Genomic DNA, 20,268 nt, shown 5'->3' on the forward strand with positions numbered 1-20,268 from the left:
CGGCATCGGGCACGAACCGGGCATGAGGGGACGTCAGCCGTCCATCAGCGTCACATGGACGAGATACGGGAGGAGGCGGACGGCCTGCGGATCGTGGTCGAGCAGCACCGCGACGGGGGCCCGTCCCCGGGCCCGGAGCACCTCGACGAGCCCCGCCCGCCCTGACGCGGCGCCCTCCACCGGGAGCGGCCCGCCGGCCGTCTCCCGGTCCGGGGTGACGGAGGGGACGGTCGGGACGGAAGGGCCCAAGGCGGTGGGCGGAACGTCCTTCTCCCTGGCGAGCAGGGCTCGTTCGGCGGCCGCCGCGAGGGCCTCGTCCCACGTCGCGGCGACGCCGACGACGGTGTCGTCCCCGAGCCGGACCGCGCAGGCAGGCACGGAGACCAGCGCGGTCAGGTCGTGGACCACCGGCTCACCCGCCGCGCGCAGCGCGCGGAGGGCGGCGGGGCCCGCGTGGTCCGGAAGCACGAGCCGGGGGACGCGTGTGTCCGGCTGGACGAGCCGGTGGACCACCAGCGCCTCGCAGTGCGTGGTCAGCGCGGCCTCCACCGCGGCCGCCCAGGTGAGCCCGGCCGCCACGCCCGTCGGCAGCCGGTACGGCGCGCCCGGCGCCGGGGCCGGCGACGCCTCGGCGGCGCGGACCCGGCGCAGCCGGTCGGTGACGAGGTCGAGGCCCCAGACCTCACCGCCGCCCCGGGCGTCCGGGGCGGCGGCCAGGGCTCCGTACGCGGCGAGCGCGTCGAGCAGCGCCGCGAGGCGGGCGCCGTGGGCGTCCCGTCCGTGACCCCACACGGTGACGCCCGGCGCGTCGGCGGACGGCGGGCCGAACGGGTCGGGCACCGCGACCGCGCACCCCCACAGGCCGGCCGGCCCCTGCGTGGCCTCCGGGACCGGCCCGAGGAGCCCGGTCCTGGCGTCCGCGACCGCCTCGATCCGCTCCAGCAGCCGTGCGGGATCGACGGCCGGACCGCCGATCCGCCCGAGGAACGCGGCCCGCGCCCCCGTCTCGGTGCCCGCGCGGGTGGCCGATCGGCCGGGCCGGGGGAACGGCACCACGGGGTGCCGGCCGCCGGACGAGGTCCGCAGGTCGGTCCGTACGAGACAGACGCCTCCGTCGTCCCCCGGCCCCCCGACGATCCCCGCGTCCGGGGCCCCGGCCTCTCCCGCTCCCGGGGTCGCAGCGCCGCGCGCCGTGCCCGCCCCCGCGGGTCCATGGCCCGCCACGGTGCCCGCCGTCCCCGTGCCGCCGCGGCCCAGCCAGGCGCTCAGGAGCAGGTCGGCGATCCACTCGGCTCGCCCCGGGTCGAGCGCGGCGCCGGGGTCGACCGGCGCGGCCCCCGTCGGCGCGGCGGGCGGGACCCGCGACGGAAGACCGCGCAGGCGCCGCCAGGCAGAGGCCGCCGCGGTGCGGTCCGCGGGACCGAGGGGGCCGGTCCACAGTTCGTCGCCGTAGACCAGCACCTGCCCCAGCCACGCGCCGGCGTCGGCGCACCGGTCGGCCGTGGCGGCCAACTCGGCCGTCGACCGGGCGACGTGGAGCACGGCGTCGGCGGCGCTGAGCGTCTCCCCCGCCGTCCACTCCGTGGTGCCGGGCGCCTCCGCGTCACCCCCGCCCGTCCGGCGGACCAGGACGTCGCGGCACCCGGCCCGCGTCGCGGCCCCGGCGAGAGCCCGGAGCACCTGGTCCTCGCCGGCGATCAGCAGCCGCCCGCCCGGCACCGGTCCGGCCTCCGTCCCCCCGGCCGGCGGTTCGACGTCGGCGTCGCCGTCCGCGGCGCCCCGTGGCGCGGCCCCCTCATGAGGCCGGTCGTCGTCACTCCATCGCGGACGCATGCGTCGGCTCCTGTCCCCTGGATCACTGGCGGTGTCGAGGGGCTTCACACCCCCGGACTCGATGAAAGGGCACGGGGATAGGAAAACGATCAACGCGGGATATAGCGTGGCCGGTTTCCACCTGCCGGCGAACGCCCGCCGTGCCGGGCGGGGGCCCTCCACCACACGAAGCCGGTCGGCGCAGAACCGGACTCTCCGGCAGCGACGCACCCGTGCGCGACCACACCCCTCAGCCGATAATTGCCCATCATGCCCACATGCCCGGTGCACCCAGGACAAGCCGCCCCTGACGACAGGTCAGGCGCGTCGGCGACGGGTCGGCATCGGTACCGCGCGAAACCGCCCCGGGGCACACGAACCGACAAGATCAATAAGTCACTCCAGCTACCCTGACCTGCGAGAAGCCTGCTCAGTCACATGCCTGCCAGTCCCATCAGGAGGTAACCATGAGGATGCTCATCAACGTCCCCGAGACCGTCGTCGCCGACGCGCTGCGGGGGATGGCCGCCGCTCATCCCGAGCTCACCGTCGACGTGGAGCGGCGGGTCGTGGTGCGGCGGGACGCGCCCCTGGACGGCAAGGTCGCGCTGGTGTCCGGCGGGGGCTCCGGGCACGAGCCCTTGCACGGGGGGTTCGTGGGGCCCGGGATGCTGGCCGCCGCCTGTCCCGGCGAGGTGTTCACCTCCCCCGTGCCCGACCAGATGGTGCGGGCCTCCGCCGCCGTCGACAGCGGAGCCGGCGTGCTGTTCGTGGTCAAGAACTACACCGGTGACGTGCTGAACTTCGAGATGGCGGCCGAGCTCGCCGAGGACGAGGGCATCCAGGTCGCCAAGGTCCTGGTCGACGACGACGTCGCCGTCACGGACAGTCTGTACACGGCCGGGCGGCGCGGGACCGGTGCCACCCTCTTCGTCGAGAAGATCGCGGGAGCCGCCGCCGAGGAGGGCGCTCCGCTGGAGCGCGTGGAGGCGATCGCACGCCGGGTCAACGAGCGCTCCCGCTCCTTCGGGGTCGCCCTCAGTGCCTGCACGACCCCCGCCAAGGGCAGCCCCACCTTCGACCTCCCCGAGGGCGAGCTGGAGTTGGGCGTCGGGATCCACGGCGAACCCGGTCGCGAGCGGCGCCCGATGATGACCTCCCGGGAGATCGCCGACTTCGCCGTCGACGCCGTCGTCGAGGACCTCCGCCCCTCGGGCCCCGTCATCGCCCTCGTGAACGGCATGGGCGCGACACCGCTCCTGGAGCTGTACGGGTTCAACGCCGAGGTCCAGCGCGTCCTGGGCGAACGCGGGGTGCCGGTCGCCCGGACCCTCGTCGGCAACTACGTGACCTCGCTCGACATGGCCGGCTGCTCGGTCACCCTGTGCGAGGTCGACGAGGAGCTCCTGCGCCTCTGGGACGCCCCCGTGGCGACGCCCGCGCTGCGCTGGGGCCGGTGAGACGGACGAGGGAACAGGAGCCCGACATGACGCAGACCTTCGACGCCGCCTTCCTCGTGCGCTGGCTGGCCGCCGTGGCCGAGTCCGTGGACCGGGAGGCGGACCGGCTCACCGAGCTCGACTCGGCCATCGGCGACGCGGACCACGGCGCCAACCTCCGGCGCGGCTTCGCCGCCGTGACCACCGCCCTGGGCGAGGACCCGCCCGCGACGCCGGGCGCCGCCCTCACCGCAGCCGGCCGGCAGCTGATCTCCACCGTGGGCGGCGCCTCGGGACCGCTGTACGGCACGCTCCTCCGCCGTACCGGCAAGACCCTCGGGGACGACCCGCGCGTCACCCGGGAACAGCTCGCGGAGGCGCTCGGTACGGGAGTGGCCGCCGTGTCCCAGCTCGGCGGGGCGCAGGTCGGCGACAAGACGATGCTCGACGCGCTCACGCCGGCGGTGGACGGGCTGCGCGCTTCGTTCGGCGCCGCGCGCGCGGCCGCCGCGGAGGGCGCCCTGGCGACCGTACCCCTGCGGGCGCGCAAGGGCAGGGCCAGCTATCTGGGCGAGCGGTCGGTGGGGCACCAGGATCCGGGGGCCACGTCCTCGGCGCTGCTCTTCGCCGCCCTCGACGAGGTCGCCCGCGGCGAGGAGCACCCTGCCGCCGAGGGGACGGCATGAGCGGCGGGGGCGAGAGCGGAGGGCTGAGCGGCGGGAGCGGGAACGACGGATCGAGCGGCGAAAGCGGGACGGACGGTGTGCGTGGCGTGAGTCGTACCGACGGAGTGCGTGACGTGAGCGGGACGGACGGTGTGAGCGGCGTGAGTCGGACCGACGGTGTGAGCGACGAGAGCGGGACCGGCGGCACCGACCGCGGCCGTCCGGTCGGCATCGTGCTCGTGTCGCACAGCGCGGCCGTCGCGGCCTCCGTCGCCGAGCTGGCCCGCGGGCTCGCCGGGGGCGGCGACCTCGCCCCGGTCGTGCCGGCCGGCGGGACCCCCGACGGCGGTCTCGGGACGAGTTCCGCGCTGATCTGCGAGGCGGCGAAGGCCGCCGACCGCGGCGCGGGAGTGGTGCTCCTCGTCGATCTGGGCAGTGCGGTGCTGACCGTGAAGGCCCTCCTCGCCGAGGGCGACGAACTGCCCGAGGGCGCCCGGCTCGTGGACGCGCCGTTCGTCGAGGGCGCGGTCGCCGCCTGCGTCACCGCCGGCGCCGGCGGGGACCTGGACGCCGTGGCGGCCGCCGCGGCGGAGGCGTACGCGTACCGCAAGGACTGACGGAGGGAGCGGCCCCCGGCGGTCGTCCGGTGCCGCCCGGGCCGACTGCGGGGAGTGGGCGTGGGGCCGCACCCGGTACCGGCCTTGTTGTGATCCAGCAGGTCAACGCACTAATGTCGCAGGGCCTTGGTGTACGGGAAACCGGTGCGGTACCGGTGCGGCCCTCGCCACTGTGATCGGGAGGTCCGGCTCCACCCCCGGGGAACGCCCTCGGGAAGCCACTGGACCACGTCGGGAGACCCTCGTGGTGTGGGAAGGCGGAGCCGGACGGAATGACCGTCAGCCAGGAGACCGGCCAGGGTGCGTTGTCCATCCACGAGGTGCTGGAGAGGGTCTCCCGACCATGCATATAGCCGAGGGGTACCTACCCCCTGTGCACGCGGCCGCCTGGGGCGTCGCGTCCGCGCCGTTCGTCGTCCACGGGGTCCGCGCGCTGACCCGCGAGGTGCGGTCCAACCCGGAGTCCACGCTGCTGCTCGGCGCCGCCGGCGCCTTCACGTTCGTCCTGTCGGCACTCAAGCTGCCCTCGGTGACCGGCAGCTGCTCCCATCCGACCGGTACGGGTCTGGGAGCGATACTGTTCCGGCCGCCGATCATGGCGGTCCTGGGGACCATCACCCTGCTGTTCCAGGCGCTGCTGCTCGCCCACGGCGGCCTGACCACGCTCGGCGCGAACGTCTTCTCGATGGCGATCGTCGGGCCGTGGGCGGGCTACGGCGCCTACGTGCTGCTGCGCCGGTTCGGCGCGCCGCTGATGGTCGCCGTGTTCTTCGGCGCGTTCGTCGCCGACCTGTCGACCTACTGCGTGACCAGCGTCCAGCTGGCGCTCGCCTTCCCGGACCCGGGCAGCGGCATCCCCGGCGCGCTCGCCAAGTTCGGCGGGATCTTCGCCGTGACGCAGATCCCGCTCGCCGTGAGCGAGGGCCTGCTCACCGTGCTGGTGATGCGCCTGCTCACCCAGTCCAGCAAGGGCGAACTGGTCCGGCTCGGCGTCCTCGCCGGGCGCACGTCGGAGCGACGCGAGGAGGCGGCCGCGCGATGAGCCGGAACGCGAAGATCAACACCCTGCTGCTGCTCGTCGTCGCCGCGCTCGCGGTGCTGCCGCTCGCCCTGGGGCTCGGCGACCACAAGGAGGAGCCCTTCGCCGGGGCGGACGCGGAGGCCGAGACCGCGATCACGGAGCTGCGGCCGGACTACGAACCGTGGTTCAGCCCGCTCTACGAACCCCCGTCCGGGGAGATCGAGTCCGCGCTGTTCGCCCTGCAGGCCGCTCTCGGCGCCGGCGTCCTGGCGTACTACTTCGGCCTGCGCCGCGGCCGTCGGCAGGGGGCGGCGCGAGCCGTCGCGGAGGGTTCCGGGGCCGACCTGCCCGGGGCCGACCTGACCAGGGCCGAAGGGGCCGGGGCCGAAGGGGCCGGGGCCGGTGCGTCCGACCTGCCCGGGGCCGGCGCACCCGGTGCCGCCGGTGCCTCGCGGACGGCCACGACGGCGGCCGGGGACGGTAGCGGCGGAGGGCCGGCCGCCGGTGGAGGATCCGGCCGCGGACCGGGCGCGTAGCCCCGGATGCTGCCGATCGACGCGGCGGCGCACAGCAGTCGCTGGCGCCGCCGCCATCCCGCCGAGAAGGCGTTCCTCGGCTTCGGTCTCACCCTGTGCGCGGTCGGCCTGCCGCCGTGGCCCGGCGCGGCGCTCGTGGCGGCGGCCACGCTCGCGGTGCTGCTCGGACCGGCCGGTGTGCCGGGCCGGGCGCTGTGGCGGGCGTTCCGGATCCCGCTCGGGTTCTGCGTCACCGGCGCGATTCCGCTGCTCTTCGAGGTGGGCGGCTCCCGCGGGTTCGTCTCCCTCGCTCCCGACGGCCCGGTGCACGCGGGCGAGTTGCTGCTGCGGACGGCGTCGGCGTCGCTCGGCGTGCTCCTCTTCGCCTTCACGACGCCGGTGTCCGACGTCCTCCCCCGGCTGGTACGCGCGGGGGTGCCGGCGCCGGTGGTGGACGTGGCGCTGGTGATGTACCGGATCATCTTCATGCTGCTGGACGCGATGTCCAAGATCCGGCAGGCCCAGGCGGCCCGGCTCGGGCACACCACGCGGGCCGCGACCTGGCGTTCGCTCGCGGGCCTCGGCGCCACCGCCTTCGTGCGGGCCTTCGACCGCGCCCAGCGCCTGCAGTCGGGGCTCGCCGGACGCGGATACGACGGGACCCTGCGGGTCCTGGTACCCGCCTGCGCGGTCTCCCGCCCGTTCCTCGCCGCGACGGGCGGCCTGCTCACCGGTCTCGTCGCCGTCACCCTCGTACTGGAAAGGCTCCTTCCGTGACGTCTCCGACCCCTGTCGTGGAACTGGTGAAGGCCGGCTTCGCCTACGAGGACGGGCCTCCGGTGCTGACCGGTGTGGACTTCGCCGTCGCGGAGGGACGCGCGGTGGCCCTGCTCGGCCGCAACGGCAGCGGCAAGACGACCCTGCTGCGCCTGCTCAGCGGCGGCCTGCGGTGTGCGAGCGGGACCCTGCGCCTGGACGGCGCGGAGGTGGCGTACGACCGGAAGGGCCTGACCCGGCTGCGGACCACCGTCCAGCTGGTGGTGCAGGACCCCGACGACCAGCTGTTCGCCGCGTCCGTGGAACAGGACGTGTCGTTCGGTCCGACGAACCTGGGGCTGCCGGAGGACGAGGTACGGCGGCAGGTGCGCGAGGCCCTGGCGGCGCTGGACATCACGGCGCTCGCGGACCGGCCGACGCATCTGCTGTCGTACGGGCAGCGCAAGCGCGCGGCGATCGCGGGAGCGGTGGCGATGCGGCCGCGCGTCCTGATCATGGACGAGCCGACGGCGGGTCTCGACCCGCACGGGCAGGAGCGGCTGCTCGACGCGCTCGGGCGGCTGCGGGAGGGCGGCACGACGGTGCTGATGGCCACGCACGACGTGGACCTGGCGCTGCGCTGGGCGGACGAGGCCGCGGTGCTCGCTCCGTCGGGGCTGCGGACCGGACCGGTCGCGGAGCTCCTCGCGGACGACGTGCTGCTCGCCGAGGCCCGGCTGCGCCGCCCCTGGGGCACGGCGGTGGCCCGGCTGCTCCGCGGCCACGGCCTGCTCCCGGAGGGGGCTGCCGAGCCGCGCGCGCCGGAGGAGCTGGACGCCTGGCTCGGGACGGCGGCGTCGTCGCGCGGGACGGAGTAGGCCGAGGTCGCGGCGCCACGCGCCCGGCGCGGCCGGAATCCCGGCGCCGGCCGGCGCCCCGTGCTCGACAGGGCACCCGCCCGGCGCTCCGCCCCGGTCCGGCGACCGCGCGGCGCCGTGCGCAGGGCGCCACCCGATAAAGCTACCGAGTAGTAGAGGTCACGTCCCGAATCTTCTGCAACTAGTTGCATAACGAGTGGGGGTCCCCTAGAACTGAGGGCGACGATCCTGCGCGAGGAGGCGCCCCCATGACCCCGTACCCGCACCTGCTGAACCCGCTCGACCTCGGGTTCACCACCCTGCCCAACCGGGTGATCATGGGATCCATGCACGTCGGGCTCGAGGAGACCGAGCACGGCTTCGAGCGCATGGCGGCCTTCTACGCCGAGCGGGCCCGCGGCGGCGCGGGCCTCATCGTCACCGGCGGCATCGCGCCCAACGACGCCGGTCGCCCCTGGGACGGCGGCGCCAAGCTCACCACCGCGGACGAGGTCGCCGAGCACCGGCTGATCACCGACGCCGTGCACGCCGAAGGCGGCCGGATCGCGATGCAGATCCTGCACTTCGGCCGGTACGCCTACCACCCCGCGCTCGTCGCGCCCAGCGCCCTCAAGGCCCCCATCAGCCCCTTCGTGCCGAACGAGCTGAGCGACGCCGAGGTCGAGCAGACCGTCGAGGACTACGCCCGCTGCGCCGTGCTCGCCAAGGAGGCCGGCTACGACGGCGTCGAGGTGATGGGCTCCGAGGGCTACCTCATCAACGAGTTCATCGCCGCCGCGACCAACCAGCGCACCGACCGGTGGGGCGGCTCCTACGAGAACCGCGTCCGCTTCCCGCTGGAGATCGTCCGCCGGATCCGCGAGCGCGTCGGCGAGGACTTCATCCTGGTCTACCGCCTCTCCATGCTGGACCTGGTGCCCGGCGGCTCCACCCTGGAGGAGGTCGTCCGGCTCGCCAAGGAGATCGAGGCGGCCGGGGCCACCATCATCAACACCGGCATCGGCTGGCACGAGGCGCGGATCCCCACCATCGCCACCTCCGTGCCGCGCGGCGCCTACACCTGGGTCACCGAGAAGCTGATGGGCGAGGTCTCCGTGCCGCTCGTCACCAGCAACCGCATCAACACCCCCGAGGTCGCCGAGGAGATCCTCGCCGACGGCCGCGCCGACCTCGTCTCCCTCGCCCGCCCCTTCCTCGCCGACCCGGACTTCGTCGCCAAGGCCGCAGCCGACCGCGCCGACACCATCAACACCTGCATCGGCTGCAACCAGGCCTGCCTGGACCACACCTTCAACCTGAAGATCACGTCCTGCCTGGTCAACCCGCGCGCCTGCCACGAGACCGAACTGGTCCTCTCCCCCACCCGCCGCACCAAGCGGATCGCCGTCGTCGGCGCGGGCCCGGCGGGGCTGTCCTGCGCGGTGTCGGCGGCCGAGCGCGGGCACTCGGTGACCCTGTTCGACGCGGCCTCCGAGATCGGCGGCCAGCTGAACATCGCGAAGAAGGTGCCCGGCAAGGAGGAGTTCGACGAGACGCTCCGCTACTTCCGCGTCCAGCTCGACGAGCGCGGGGTCGACGTGCGCCTCGGCACCCCGGTCTCGGCCGGCGACCTGGACGACTTCGACGAGGTCGTCGTCGCCACCGGCGTCTCGCCCCGCACCCCCGGCATCGCGGGCGTGGACCACCCGAGCGTCCTCAGCTACCTGGACGTGCTGCGGGACGGCGCGCCCGTCGGCGAGCGGGTCGCGATCATCGGCGCGGGCGGCATCGGCTTCGACGTCGCGGAGTTCCTGACGGACGGCGGGGAGGGCGCGAGCCAGGACCCCGAGACGTACTTCCGCCAGTGGGGCGTCGACACCTCCTACGAGAACCGGGGCGGCCTGCGCACCCCGGAGCGTGCCGCGCCGCCGCGCCAGGTGCACCTGCTCCAGCGCAAGGAGTCCAAGGTCGGCGCCGGTCTCGGCAAGACCACCGGGTGGATCCACCGCACCGAGCTCAAGCACCGCGGCGTCGCGATGGTCGCCGGGGTGTCGTACGACCGGATCGACGACGAGGGCCTGCACCTCACGATCGGCGGGGAGCGGCAGCTGCTGCCCGTCGACACCGTCGTGCTCTGCGCGGGCCAGGAGCCGCGCCGCGACCTCTACGAGGAGCTGATCGCGGCCGGCCGCACGGCGCACCTGATCGGCGGCGCCGACGTGGCCGCCGAGCTGGACGCCAAGCGGGCCATCGACCAGGGCACCCGGCTCGCGGCAGGCCTGTGACCGCGGTGGCCGGCCGCTCCTAGGATGCGCTCATGTCCCTCCCGCACGCGATCCTGACCGCTCTGCTAGAGAAGCCGTCCTCCGGTCTCGAACTGACGCGCCGCTTCGACAGGTCGATCGGCTACTTCTGGTCGGCCACGCACCAGCAGATCTACCGCGAGCTGGGCAGGCTGGAGGAGGCGGGGCACATCCGCGCCCTGCCCTCCCCGGTGCCGGTGCGGGGGCAGCGCAAGGAGTACGAGGTGCTGCCCGCGGGCCGCGAGGAGCTCGGCGCGTGGGTGGCGAGGTCGGAGGACCCGAAGCCGATGCGGGCCGCGCTGCTGCTCCGGATGCGGGCGGCCGCGGTCGTCGGCGCCTCGGGCCTGCGCGCCGAGCTGAACCGCCACCTCGCGCTGCACCGGGAGCAGTTGGACGAGTACCTGGCGATCGAGGCGCGCGACTTCCCGAACGAGCGCCGCCACTCGGAACCCGACCGACTGCGCCATCTCGTGCTGCGGGGCGGGATCGAGATGGAACGCTTCTGGGTGGAGTGGCTGACGGGGGCGCTGGCGGAACTGGGCGCGGAGTAGGACCGCCGCCGCGCGGCCGAAACGGTGTGGTGGTGGCGGCCTTCGGCGCGTGGCCCCGTGGATACTGGGACGTTGGAGATCCACGACACGAAAGGGCGGGTATGGCCGACGACTTGGGGCATCGCGCGACGCGTCACGCGGTGGTCATCGGGGGAAGTCTCGCCGGGCTGCTGGCCGCCCGGGTGCTCGCCGAGCACGCGGAGCGGGTCACGGTCGTCGAGCGCGACCGGTTGCCCGAGGGGCCGGAGGCGCGGGCGGGCGTTCCGCAGGGGCGGCACCTGCACGTCCTGATCGCCGGCGGGCAGCGGGCGTTGGACGAGCTGCTGCCGGGGTTCACGGACGAGCTTGCGGGGCTGGGCGCGCCCGCGGTGGGCGCTCCGGGCGACATGGTCCAGTGGCAGAACGGCAGGTGGTTCCGCCGCACGGCCGCCACCGTCCACCACTACACCGGCTCGCGGCCGCAGCTGGAGTGGCTGGTGCGGCGGCGGGTGCTGGCCGATCCCCGGATCGAACTGGTCGAGGGCACCGAGACCGTGGGTCTGACCGGTGACTCCTCGCGGGTCAGGGGCGTACGGCTGCGCGAGCGGGGCAAGGGGGCCGGCGGGGAGACCCGTACGCTCGCCGCCGACCTGGTGGTGGACGCCTCCGGGCGGTCCACCAGGGCCGGCGACTGGCTGGCGGGGATCGGCGCGGAGGCTCCGCACGAGGAGACCCTGGACACGGGGCTCGCGTACGGCACCCGGGTGTACCGCGCTCCCGCCGAGGACGGGGACAGCGACGCCCGGGGCTACTACATCGTGCCCAACCCCGCCCAGGTGTACGGCGGTGTGGTGCTGCCCCTGGGCGACGGCCACCACCTGGTGACCCTATCGGGGCTGCGCGGCGACGAACCGCCCACGGACGAGGGCGCGTTCGAGGAGTTCGCGAAGCGGCTGCCGCACCCGGTGATCAGCGACTGGATGGCGCGGGCCGAGGCGGTGTCCCCGGTGTACGGCTTCCGCAACACCGCGAACGTCCGGCGCCGGTACGACCGCCCGGGCCGCCGTCCGGCCGGCTTCCTGGCCGTCGGCGACGCGCTGTGCGCGTTCAACCCCATTTACGGGCAGGGCATGGCCGTGGCCGCCCTCACCGCGGTCGCGCTGCGCGCGGCGCTCGCGGACCCGAAGCGCACCCCGACGACCCGGAGGGTGCAGCGGGCGCTGCTGGACGCCTCGCGGCAGGCCTGGGACATCTCGGCGGGCGCGGACAAGAAGATGCCGGGGGCGACCGGTGACGCGGCCCGGCCGGGTCCGCTGGACCGGGGCGTCGGCTGGTACCTGGGTCGGGTGGTGGAGCGGGCCGCGGGCGATCCGGCGGTGGGGGCGCCGTACCGCGAGGCGATCACCCTGACGGCTCCGCTGACGCGCCTCTTCGCCCCTTCGGTGGCGCGGGCCGTGCTGTTCGGGCCGGCTCCCGGGACGCCTTCGGAGCCGCCCCTGCGGCGGGACGCGTAGCGGCGCGCGGCCGGCCGGGGCCCCTGGTGAGGCCCCGGCCGGCGGGCGGCGGCTCCTCAGGCGCCGGGCGCCGCGGTGACCATCCCCGCGGCGATGGCCCCGCCGAGCGCCGCGTAGTCGTCGGCGTTCTGGCTCGCGTAGGAGACGGCGAAGTCGGCGAGCGCGCGGTCGAAGACGTCGGAGCCGCCGAGGTAGGCCGCGATGGCGATGCGGTCGCCGGAGCGGGCGTGGGCGCGGGCGAGGGCGCGTCCGCAGAGCCGCGCGTAGTCCCGCAGCATCGCGGGGGACATGGACTCGACCTCGGCGGAGCCCTTCATGTCGCGGAGCTGGCGCCAGTAGAAGTGGCGTCGCTCGGGGCCGGTCATCCAGCCGAGGAAGATGTCGCTCGCGGCCTGGATGAGGCGCTGTCCGGACACCACGCGGTGCCCCTGGTGGTCGTACGCGCTCGGCTCCAGGTAGGGCTCCAGGACGGACCGGCCGGCCTCCTTGATCTGGAGGATGAGCGGGTCGCCGTCGTCGCGGCCTTCGAGGAGGAGCACGAAGCAGCGGGTGCCGACGCTGCCGACGCCCACGACCTTGCGGGCGGCCTCCAGGAAGCGGAAGCGGTCCAGGAGGACCCGCCGGTCCTCGGCGAGGGAGCTGCGGTAGTCGTTGTAGATCTTGCCGAGGGTGACGCGGTCGACGTCCGTGGTGCGTTCGAGGAGGGGCGGGTCGTCGACGATGTGCCGGGCGCCGGTCGCGTCGGTCTCGGTGAGCTTGGCGAGGGCGTGGAGGCTGGTGCGCCGGCGGGCGCGGGCGAGCCGGTTCTCGAACCGGGCGCGTTCGTCGCGCCGGACCAGCGGGACGAGGTCGTCGGCGGCGATCCGCTCGTACCAGACGGTGAGTTCCCCCAGGTCGGCGAGGCGGCGCATGGTGCTCCGGTACGACTCCACGGCGACGAGCGCCGCGCGGTGCGCCTTGGGGCGGCTGCCGCCGTTCTGGAGGGCGGCGACGGTGACGCTGGCGGCGAGCCTCTTCACGTCCCACTCGAACGGTCCGGGGAGCGTCTCGTCGAAGTCGTTCACGTCGAAGAGGAGCGTCCGTTCGGGTGAGGCGTAGACCCCGAAGTTGAGGAGGTGGGCGTCGCCGCAGAGCTGGACCGTGAGTCCGGTGTGGCGCTGGGCGCCGAGGTCGGCGGCCATGACGGCGGCCGCGCCGCGCAGGAAGGCGAAGGGCGAGGACGCCATCCGCCCGTAGCGGAGGGGTGCCAGCTCGGGCAGCCGGTCGAGGGCCTGGCGTTCGAGCACGTCGACCGGGTCGGGGCGCTGCGAGCTGGGTATCCAGCGGCCGTGGGAGGAGCGGGGGACGCGCTTGCGGGCCGCCCTGCCCCGCTCGGCACGCGCGGACGGTGTCATCATCCGGCCTCACCCGCCTTTCCCGTCGGTCGCGGTCCCACCGCCGTCACCTGGCACCTCATTACAAGGCGACTCGCTCGTTTCGGCCACTCTGCGGGGCGGCACTGGCAAAATGGTTTAGACCAATGATAGGAATTGATCACCCACACGGCCCATGTGGTCACGTTGAGTGAAGAGAGGGTTGAACATGGCCGAGCCCGAATCCGAGGCGGCGGCAGAAGCGCCGCTCTATCTCCGGGTCGCCGCCGCGCTGCGCGAGGACCTCGCCCACCGCCGCATCTCCCCCGGCGCCAGGCTTCCTTCGGAACGATCCCTGTCCCAGCGCTACCACGTCAACCGGCAGACGGTGCGCAGTGCGCTCCAGCTGCTCCGGGACGAGAGACTCGTGGTGACCGACCGGCGCGGCACCTTCGCCGCCTCCGGGACGGAGGGCGGGAGCGAGGTCTCCGCCCCGGCCCCCAGCGCCGTCCGGCGGACCTTCCCCGGCGGCCCCCGCGCCGCGGAGGCGCTGGTCCGGGCCTCGCTCACCTGGGAGCCCGCGCCCACGCCGCTGACGGCGCGGCTGCTGCTCGCGCCGGGCGAGCCGACGCTGGTCCACCGGCACGTGGTGCTCGGACCGCAGGGGACGGCGCTCCAGCGGGCGGTGTCCTGGTTCTCCCGGCCGGCGCTCACCGAGATCCCGCAGCTCGCCCGCTACCGGCGCGGGCGCGACGGGCGACGGCAGCCCGATCTGCGGCTGCTCTACCACTGGATGCACCAGGCGGGCCTGCGGGTCACGCACCGGGAGTCGGTCGGTGTGCCGGGACCGACCGCGACGGCGGCCGGCGGCGGCGCGGCCCGGCTGCTCGTCCACCGAGTGGTGAGCGACCAGCACGGTCGCGCGCTGGAGATCACGGACATCGACTTCTCCGCCCAGTCCGCGGCCTGGACGTACGAGTTCAGCGCCTGACGGCGAGCCGGTCCCCGTCCGGTACGGGGACGGGGGCCGGCTCCCCCGACGGCGCGGGTCCGGGCGCGGCCCGGTGCTCCGTCAGATGATGCCCTCGGAGATCTCCGCCTCCTCGCGGGCGTTGCCGTACGTCGTCGGCGTGCCGTACGAGCGGCGTGCGACGTACCACCAGACGCTCGCCAGGACCAGCACGACGGCCAGCGCGATCACGGCGTAGTTCATGGTGTCGACCGTCACCGGGGACTTCTGCGGCAGGCAGAACAGCACGGTCACGCACGCCACCCAGGCGACGGCCGTCCAGCCGATCGGCCTGCTCCAGCGCCCCAGGCTCCACGGGCCGGGGGTGAACCGCTTGCCGGCGCGCAGGCGCAGGTAGATCGGGATGGCGTAGGCGGGCGTGATGCCGATGACGTTGATCGCGGTGACGGCGCCGTACGCGGTGGCGGAGTACAGCGACGGCAGGGCGAGCACCGCCGCGACGGCGACGGAGAGCCAGACGGCCGGGACGGGGGTCTGGGTACGGCCGCTGACCTTGCGCCAGATCGTCGATCCGGGGAGGGCGTTGTCGCGGCTGAACGCGAAGACCATGCGGCTGGCGGCGGCCACCTCGGCGTTGCCGCAGAAGAGCTGCGCGACGATGACGACGAGGAGCAGGGCGGTGGCGCCGCCGGTGCCGAGCGCGTCCAGGAAGATCTGGGCGGGCGGGACGCCCGTGGCGCTGTTCTGCGTGGCGGAGTAGTCCTGGATGGCGAAGGTCAGCCCGGCGAGGAGGGCGAACCCGGCGAGCCAGGAGACCCAGATGGCCCGCACGATGCCCCGGGAGGCGGCGACGGAGGCGTTGGAGGTCTCCTCGGAGAGGTGCGCCGAGGCGTCGTAGCCGGAGAAGGTGTACTGGGCCAGGAGCAGGCCGATCGCGGCCACGTAGAACGGGTTGGCCCAGCCGGTGTCGTTGACGAACTCGGTGAACACGAAGTCGACGGACTGGTGCCGGTCCGGGACGAACGCCAGGGCGCCGACGATGACGGCCACGCCCGCGAGGTGCCACCAGACGCTGATCGAGTTGAGCACGCTGACCAGGCGGACGCCGAAGAGGTTGAGGACGGCGTGGAGCAGCAGGATCGCGAGGAAGATCAGGAAGGTGGAGCCCGCGGTGGGTTCGAAGCCCCACTGGAGGTTGAGGAAGGCGCCGGTGAAGAGGGCGGCGCCGTAGTCGATGCCCGCGATGGCGCCGAGCAGGCCCAGCAGGTTCAGCCAGCCGGTGTACCAGCCCCAGCGGCGTCCGCCGAGCCGGTCGGCCATGTAGTAGAGCGCGCCCGAGGTCGGGTAGGCGCTGGTGACCTCGGCGAGCGCGAGGCCCACGCACAGCACGAAGAGGCCGACGCCGACCCAGCCCCACAGCATGACGGCGGGGCCCCCGGTGCCCAGGCCGAAGCCGTACAGGGTCATGCACCCGGAGAGCACGGAGATGACCGAGAAGCTGATCGCGAAGTTGCCGAAGCCGCCCATGCGGCGGGCGAGGACGGGCTGGTAGCCCAGTTCCCGGAGCCGCGCCTCCTCGTCCTGGGCCGGGGGTGGTTTGCGCAGCGCGTCGGTGGGGTCGGGGGCCGTGCGGGACATGCGTTCCTCCGGGGACGGGGGGTGAGCGGAGTGGGGGGCGGTGCGGGGCGGATGACGGGGACTCAGCCGCCGAGACAGCGGGCGCGGGCGCGCAGGAAGACCTCTTCCGCGAGCGTGCGGTCGTCCGGACGCGGAGTCCGGTACGCCCACGGGAGGGTCGTGTAGTACGGGCCGAGCGCTTCGAGGACGCGGGCCGCGTCGGCGAAGCGGAGAGCGCCGAACAGGGCGTGCGCCAGGTGGTTGAGGTCGAGCAGGGAGGCCTCTTCGGTGGCGCAGAAGAGGAACCACGCGTCGAGGGCCCGCTGTGCCTCGCGGACGGCGTCCTCGGCGACCCAGTGCAGGTCGAGGGCGCGTTCGTGGCCGCGCTCGCGCCGGTAGCGCTCGACGCGGACGTACAGCGGGAGCACGTGCAGGGCGGAGCCGACGGGCGCCGAGGAGGCGGCCCAGTGGGCGTAGTTGACGGCCTCGGAGAGGGGGCCGGGCCGTCGGGCGTACACGAACTGGAGCATCCGGTGGTGCGCCTCGCGGTTGTGCGGGTCGCGCTTCTCGGCCTCGGCGAGCAGGCCCCACGGACCGGGCGACAGCATGGGGGCCGGCGGGGACAGCCGGTGCTCCTCCATGCGCTGCCGGCCGTCGAGGGCGGCGAGGGCGATCAGGCCGATCCACGGCACCGGATCGTCGGGGGCCAGGTCGGCGGCCTCCCGGCAGGCGGTCCAGGCCTCCTGCCAGAGCTCCCGGGTGCGGGCGTGGCCGGCGCGGTGGGCCCGGACGGCCCGTTCGACGGTGACGCGGCTGTGCATCACGGTGGCGGCGAGGCTTCCGGGCTGCTCGGTGCGCCACATGTGGACGACGTCGGTGCCGGCGGCGACGGCGGCGAGGACCTGGGTGCGCCGCGTCCAGCCGTCCCAGCCCGTCGTCTCGTCCAGGAGCCGCGCCATCGCCACCCAGCGCCCAGTCCGTAAGTCCTGGACGGCGTTGCGCAGGGCGTGGTCGTGGCCCGCGGGGTGGTAGACGGGTCTGAAGCCGTGTCCGGCCATCAGGGGGTGGTGCGTGGTGTGGATGACATGGGTCCTCGGTGGATGGGAGGGGGTGGTCAGTCCCCCGGCGGGCGTCCCGGCCGTTGATCGGCGATCACTATAGAGGGCTCTGGATGCGACCGGTCCACTTTCTTTTGTGACGGTAATTATCAAGCCAACGACTGAATTTGACTTACTGTCAGGTTCGTCGGTGGACCTGACGCGGTCGGCCTCCGCGGCTTGACGGACCGCGGCGAGGGCGGCACCCTGACCCTTTTCGGTGACCGGATGATCACCGAACGTCCAGGGACGGGAGCAGCACGATGACGGGCCCGGTACTCGCCGTGGACCAGGGCACCTCGGGCACCAAGGCCCTCGTCCTCTGTCCCCGGCGCGGAGTCCTCGGCAGCGGGACGGCCCCCGTCCGGCCCCGCCACCTGCCGGGCGGCCTGGTCGAGGTCGACCCGCGTGAGCTGTACGACTCCGTGGTCGCCGCGGGGCGCACCGCACTCGCCGAGGCCGGCACGCCGGTCGTCGCCGTGGGGCTCGCCAACCAGGGCGAGACGGTCCTCGCCTGGGACCCCGCCACCGGCGAACCGCTCACCGACGCCCTGGTCTGGCAGGACCGCCGGGCCGCCTCGGTCTGCGCCGATCTCGCCCTCCACGGAACGCGGTTGAGACAGCTGACGGGCCTCCCCCTCGACCCCTACTTCGCCGCGCCCAAGATGGCCTGGATCCGCCGCCACGCCACCGGCGCCGGCGTCGTCACGACGAGCGACTCCTGGCTCGTCCACCGGCTGACCGGCGCCTTCGTGACCGACGCGGCCACCGCGGGGCGCACCGGGCTCCTCGACCTGGACACCGTCGCCTGGTCGGACACCGCACTCGACCTGTACGGCCTCGGCGGCGAGCGTCTCCCCCACGTCGTGGACTGCGACGGTCCGGTCGGCACCACGACCGCCTTCGGCCCGCCGCTGCCGCTGACCGGCCTCCTGGTCGACCAGCAGGCGGCCCTGCTCACGCAGAGCGCCGGCGAACCGGCCGCCGCCAAGTGCACCTATGGCACGGGGGCCTTCCTCCTCGCGCAGACCGGCGCCGTGCCCCGGCGCGCGTCCTCGGGCCTGGTGAGCTGTGTCGCCTGGCGGCTCCGCGGGCAGGTCGCCCACTGCCTGGACGGGCAGGTGTACACGGTCGCCTCCGCCGTGCGCTGGCTCACCGACCTCGGTGTCATCGCCGGCGCGGCCGAGATCGACCCGGTGGGCGGCGGGGTCGCGGACTCCGGCGGCGTCGTGTTCGTGCCCGCGCTCGCGGGGCTCGCCGCGCCCTGGTGGCGGGGCGACGTCCGCGGTTCGCTCACCGGCCTCGGCCTCGACACGACACCGGGTCATCTGGTCCGCGCCCTGTGCGAGGGCATCGCCGCCCAGGTCGTGGACCTCGCCTCCGCCGTCGCCGCGGACCGCGGGGCCCCGCTGACCTCGCTGCGCGCCGACGGCGGCCTCACCCGGTCCGCGCTGCTCATGCAGACCCAGGCCGACCTCCTCCAACGGCCCGTCGAGGTCTCCTCGCTGCCCGACGCGACGGCGCTCGGCGTCGGCGCCGTCGCCCGGCTCGGACACGACCGGGGACTCGCGATCGGCGAGGCCGTCCCGGACTGGAAGCCCTCGGCGGTCTACGAACCGCGGATCTCCGCCGCGGAGGCGGCCGAACGACTCGGCCGGTTCCGGGCGGAGGTGGCGGCGCTGGTCGAGCGGACGGGCTCCGGCGCCGAATCCGGCTCCGGCTCCGGCTCGACGGCCGTCTCCGATGCGGGCACAGGCTCCGGATCCGGCCCCTCATGAGCGTCACGCGGACGGGTCCCCTCCCCACGGGCGCCGACGCCACGTACGACGTGGTGGTCGTCGGCGCCGGGGTCGTCGGCTCCGCGATCGCGCGGACGCTGGCCCGCCACCCGCTGCGGGTCGCCCTCGTGGAGGCGGCGGACGATGTCGGCGACGGGACCTCCAAGGCGAACACCGCGATCCTGCACACCGGTTTCGACGCCCTCCCGGGCACCCTGGAGGCACGGCTCGTCCGGGAGGGGCACGGCCTCCTCTCCGCGTACGCGCGGGAGACCGGGATCCCGGTGGAGCCCGTCGGCGCCCTGCTCGTCGCCTGGGACGAGCAGCAGCGCGCCGCCCTCCCCCGGCTCGCGGCGAAGGCCGCGCTCAACGGGCACCGCGCCACCGAACCGCTCGGCGCCGCCGAACTCCGCGCACGCGAGCCGCACCTGGGCCCGGGGGCGCTCGCCGCGCTCGCCGTGCCGGGCGAGTCGGTGATCTGCCCGTGGACCACGACGCTCGCCTACGCCACCCAGGCCGTCCGCTCGGGCGTCGACCTGCACCTCGGGTGCCGGGTGGAGGCGGTCCGCACGGGCGATCCGCACCACCGGCTCGTGACACGTCGCGGAGTGCTGCGGACCCGCCATCTCGTCAACGCCTGCGGACTCCACGCCGACTCCTTCGACGCACTGGTCGGCCGCGAGGACTTCGCCGTCACCCCGCGCCGGGGGCAGCTCCTGGTCTTCGACAGGCTCGCCCGCGACCTGGTCCGGCACATCCTGCTGCCCGTGCCGGGTCCGCTCGGCAAGGGCGTGCTGATCGCGCCGACGGTGTACGGGAACGTCCTCCTCGGGCCCACCGCCGAGGACCTGGACGACAAGACCGCCACCGGCACCACGGCGGAGGGGCTCGCCGGGCTGCGCGAGCAGGGCGGCCGCGTCCTCCCCGCCCTGCTCGACGAGGAGGTCACCGCCGTCTACGCGGGGCTGCGCGCCGCCACCGGGCAGGAGGACTACCGGATCGCCGCGCACCCCGGCCTCCGGTACGTCACCGTGGGAGGGATCCGGTCCACCGGGCTCACCGCCTCCCTCTCCGTCGCCGAGCACGTCCGTGGGCTGCTCGCCGACTGCGGACTCGACCCCGGCCCCGAGCGGCCGCTCGCCCCGCTCCGGATGCCGAACCTCGGCGAGGCATTCCCCCGCCCCTACCGGGACGCCGCTCTCATCGCCCGGGACCCGGACTTCGGCGCGGTCGTGTGCCACTGCGAGCGGGTGACCCGCGGGGAGATCCGGTCCGCGCTCACCTCCACGATCCCGCCGGCCGGCCTCGACGGACTGCGCCGCCGCACGCGCGCGCGTGCGGGCCGCTGCCAGGGGCAGTACTGCGGCGCGGAGGTGCGCGCCCTGTTCGAGGAGCACACGGAGCACCGCCGGGGGACGCGGTGAA

The 20,268-nt window shown here is 74.7% G+C and carries 17 protein-coding genes and 1 riboswitch; of the genes, 13 read left to right on the forward strand and 4 right to left on the reverse strand.

Annotation, left to right across the window (positions count from 1 at the left end):
- Positions 1-33: 33 nt before the first annotated feature.
- Positions 34-1,833, reverse strand: coding sequence for a hypothetical protein (locus ACF09E_RS02545; protein ID WP_392203482.1), 1,800 nt, complete (start codon positions 1,831-1,833; stop codon positions 34-36).
- 446 nt (positions 1,834-2,279) lie between these two features.
- Between ACF09E_RS02545 and dhaK the strand changes: the two genes are divergently transcribed.
- The 10 genes from dhaK (at position 2,280) to ACF09E_RS02595 (ending at position 12,029) form a co-directional block, all read left to right on the forward strand.
- Positions 2,280-3,272 (forward strand): dihydroxyacetone kinase subunit DhaK, encoded by a 993-nt coding sequence (gene dhaK / locus ACF09E_RS02550; RefSeq protein ID WP_392203483.1) that lies wholly within the window; start codon positions 2,280-2,282, stop codon positions 3,270-3,272.
- A 26-nt stretch (positions 3,273-3,298) separates the two neighbouring features.
- A complete protein-coding gene (gene dhaL / locus ACF09E_RS02555) occupies positions 3,299-3,937 on the forward strand; it encodes a dihydroxyacetone kinase subunit DhaL (protein WP_392203484.1) in 639 nt (212 codons plus the stop codon).
- A 158-nt stretch (positions 3,938-4,095) separates the two neighbouring features.
- Positions 4,096-4,533, forward strand: a complete 438-nt coding sequence (locus tag ACF09E_RS02560) for a PTS-dependent dihydroxyacetone kinase phosphotransferase subunit DhaM (protein WP_392203851.1) — start codon at positions 4,096-4,098, stop codon at positions 4,531-4,533.
- A gap of 82 nt (positions 4,534-4,615) precedes the next feature.
- Positions 4,616-4,848, forward strand: a riboswitch (cobalamin riboswitch).
- 28 nt (positions 4,849-4,876) lie between these two features.
- Positions 4,877-5,575: an energy-coupling factor ABC transporter permease gene (locus ACF09E_RS02565; protein WP_392203485.1), complete on the forward strand. Its 699-nt coding sequence runs from the start codon at positions 4,877-4,879 to the stop codon at positions 5,573-5,575.
- Entirely contained in the window at positions 5,572-6,090 is a 519-nt protein-coding gene (locus tag ACF09E_RS02570) for an energy-coupling factor ABC transporter substrate-binding protein (protein WP_392203486.1), read from the forward strand. Before ACF09E_RS02565 ends, ACF09E_RS02570 begins: the two co-directional genes overlap by 4 nt.
- A 6-nt stretch (positions 6,091-6,096) precedes the next feature.
- Positions 6,097-6,846, forward strand: coding sequence for a cobalt ECF transporter T component CbiQ (gene cbiQ, locus ACF09E_RS02575; RefSeq protein ID WP_392203487.1), 750 nt, complete (start codon positions 6,097-6,099; stop codon positions 6,844-6,846).
- Entirely contained in the window at positions 6,843-7,703 is an 861-nt protein-coding gene (locus tag ACF09E_RS02580; RefSeq protein ID WP_392203488.1) for an energy-coupling factor ABC transporter ATP-binding protein, read from the forward strand. The genes cbiQ and ACF09E_RS02580 overlap by 4 nt, the downstream gene beginning before the upstream one ends.
- Positions 7,704-7,951: 248 nt before the next feature.
- Positions 7,952-9,967, forward strand: coding sequence for an FAD-dependent oxidoreductase (locus ACF09E_RS02585; protein ID WP_392203489.1), 2,016 nt, complete (start codon positions 7,952-7,954; stop codon positions 9,965-9,967).
- 32 nt (positions 9,968-9,999) lie between these two features.
- The gene (locus ACF09E_RS02590; protein WP_392203490.1) at positions 10,000-10,536 is read left to right on the forward strand and encodes a PadR family transcriptional regulator; all 537 of its coding nucleotides are present in this window, start codon (positions 10,000-10,002) and stop codon (positions 10,534-10,536) included.
- A 101-nt stretch (positions 10,537-10,637) separates the two neighbouring features.
- Positions 10,638-12,029 (forward strand): FAD-dependent oxidoreductase, encoded by a 1,392-nt coding sequence (locus ACF09E_RS02595; RefSeq protein ID WP_392203491.1) that lies wholly within the window; start codon positions 10,638-10,640, stop codon positions 12,027-12,029.
- Positions 12,030-12,085: 56 nt separating this feature from the next.
- On the opposite strand, the gene ACF09E_RS02600 is transcribed toward ACF09E_RS02595, so the two are convergent.
- On the reverse strand, positions 12,086-13,426 hold the full coding sequence (locus tag ACF09E_RS02600) for a DUF2252 domain-containing protein (RefSeq protein ID WP_392203492.1): 1,341 nt from the start codon (positions 13,424-13,426) through the stop codon (positions 12,086-12,088).
- A gap of 184 nt (positions 13,427-13,610) precedes the next feature.
- Between ACF09E_RS02600 and ACF09E_RS02605 the strand changes: the two genes are divergently transcribed.
- Entirely contained in the window at positions 13,611-14,372 is a 762-nt protein-coding gene (locus tag ACF09E_RS02605) for a GntR family transcriptional regulator (protein ID WP_392203493.1), read from the forward strand.
- Between the two features lie 81 nt (positions 14,373-14,453).
- On the opposite strand, the gene ACF09E_RS02610 is transcribed toward ACF09E_RS02605, so the two are convergent.
- Complete coding sequence (locus tag ACF09E_RS02610; RefSeq protein ID WP_361857898.1) at positions 14,454-15,989, reverse strand: amino acid permease; 1,536 nt, start codon at positions 15,987-15,989, stop codon at positions 14,454-14,456.
- 62 nt (positions 15,990-16,051) lie between these two features.
- Entirely contained in the window at positions 16,052-17,026 is a 975-nt protein-coding gene (locus ACF09E_RS02615) for a hypothetical protein (RefSeq protein ID WP_392203494.1), read from the reverse strand.
- 302 nt (positions 17,027-17,328) lie between these two features.
- On the opposite strand from ACF09E_RS02615, the gene ACF09E_RS02620 reads away from it, so the two are divergent.
- Together ACF09E_RS02620 and ACF09E_RS02625 are read left to right on the forward strand one after the other, a co-directional pair.
- The gene (locus ACF09E_RS02620; RefSeq protein WP_392203495.1) at positions 17,329-18,843 is read left to right on the forward strand and encodes an FGGY family carbohydrate kinase; all 1,515 of its coding nucleotides are present in this window, start codon (positions 17,329-17,331) and stop codon (positions 18,841-18,843) included.
- Positions 18,840-20,267, forward strand: coding sequence for an FAD-dependent oxidoreductase (locus ACF09E_RS02625; RefSeq protein WP_392203496.1), 1,428 nt, complete (start codon positions 18,840-18,842; stop codon positions 20,265-20,267). Before ACF09E_RS02620 ends, ACF09E_RS02625 begins: the two co-directional genes overlap by 4 nt.
- Position 20,268: the final 1 nt, after the last annotated feature.

Source organism: Streptomyces sp. NPDC014891 (genome assembly GCF_043081085.1).
In the GTDB taxonomy this organism is placed as follows: Bacteria; Actinomycetota; Actinomycetes; order Streptomycetales; family Streptomycetaceae; genus Streptomyces.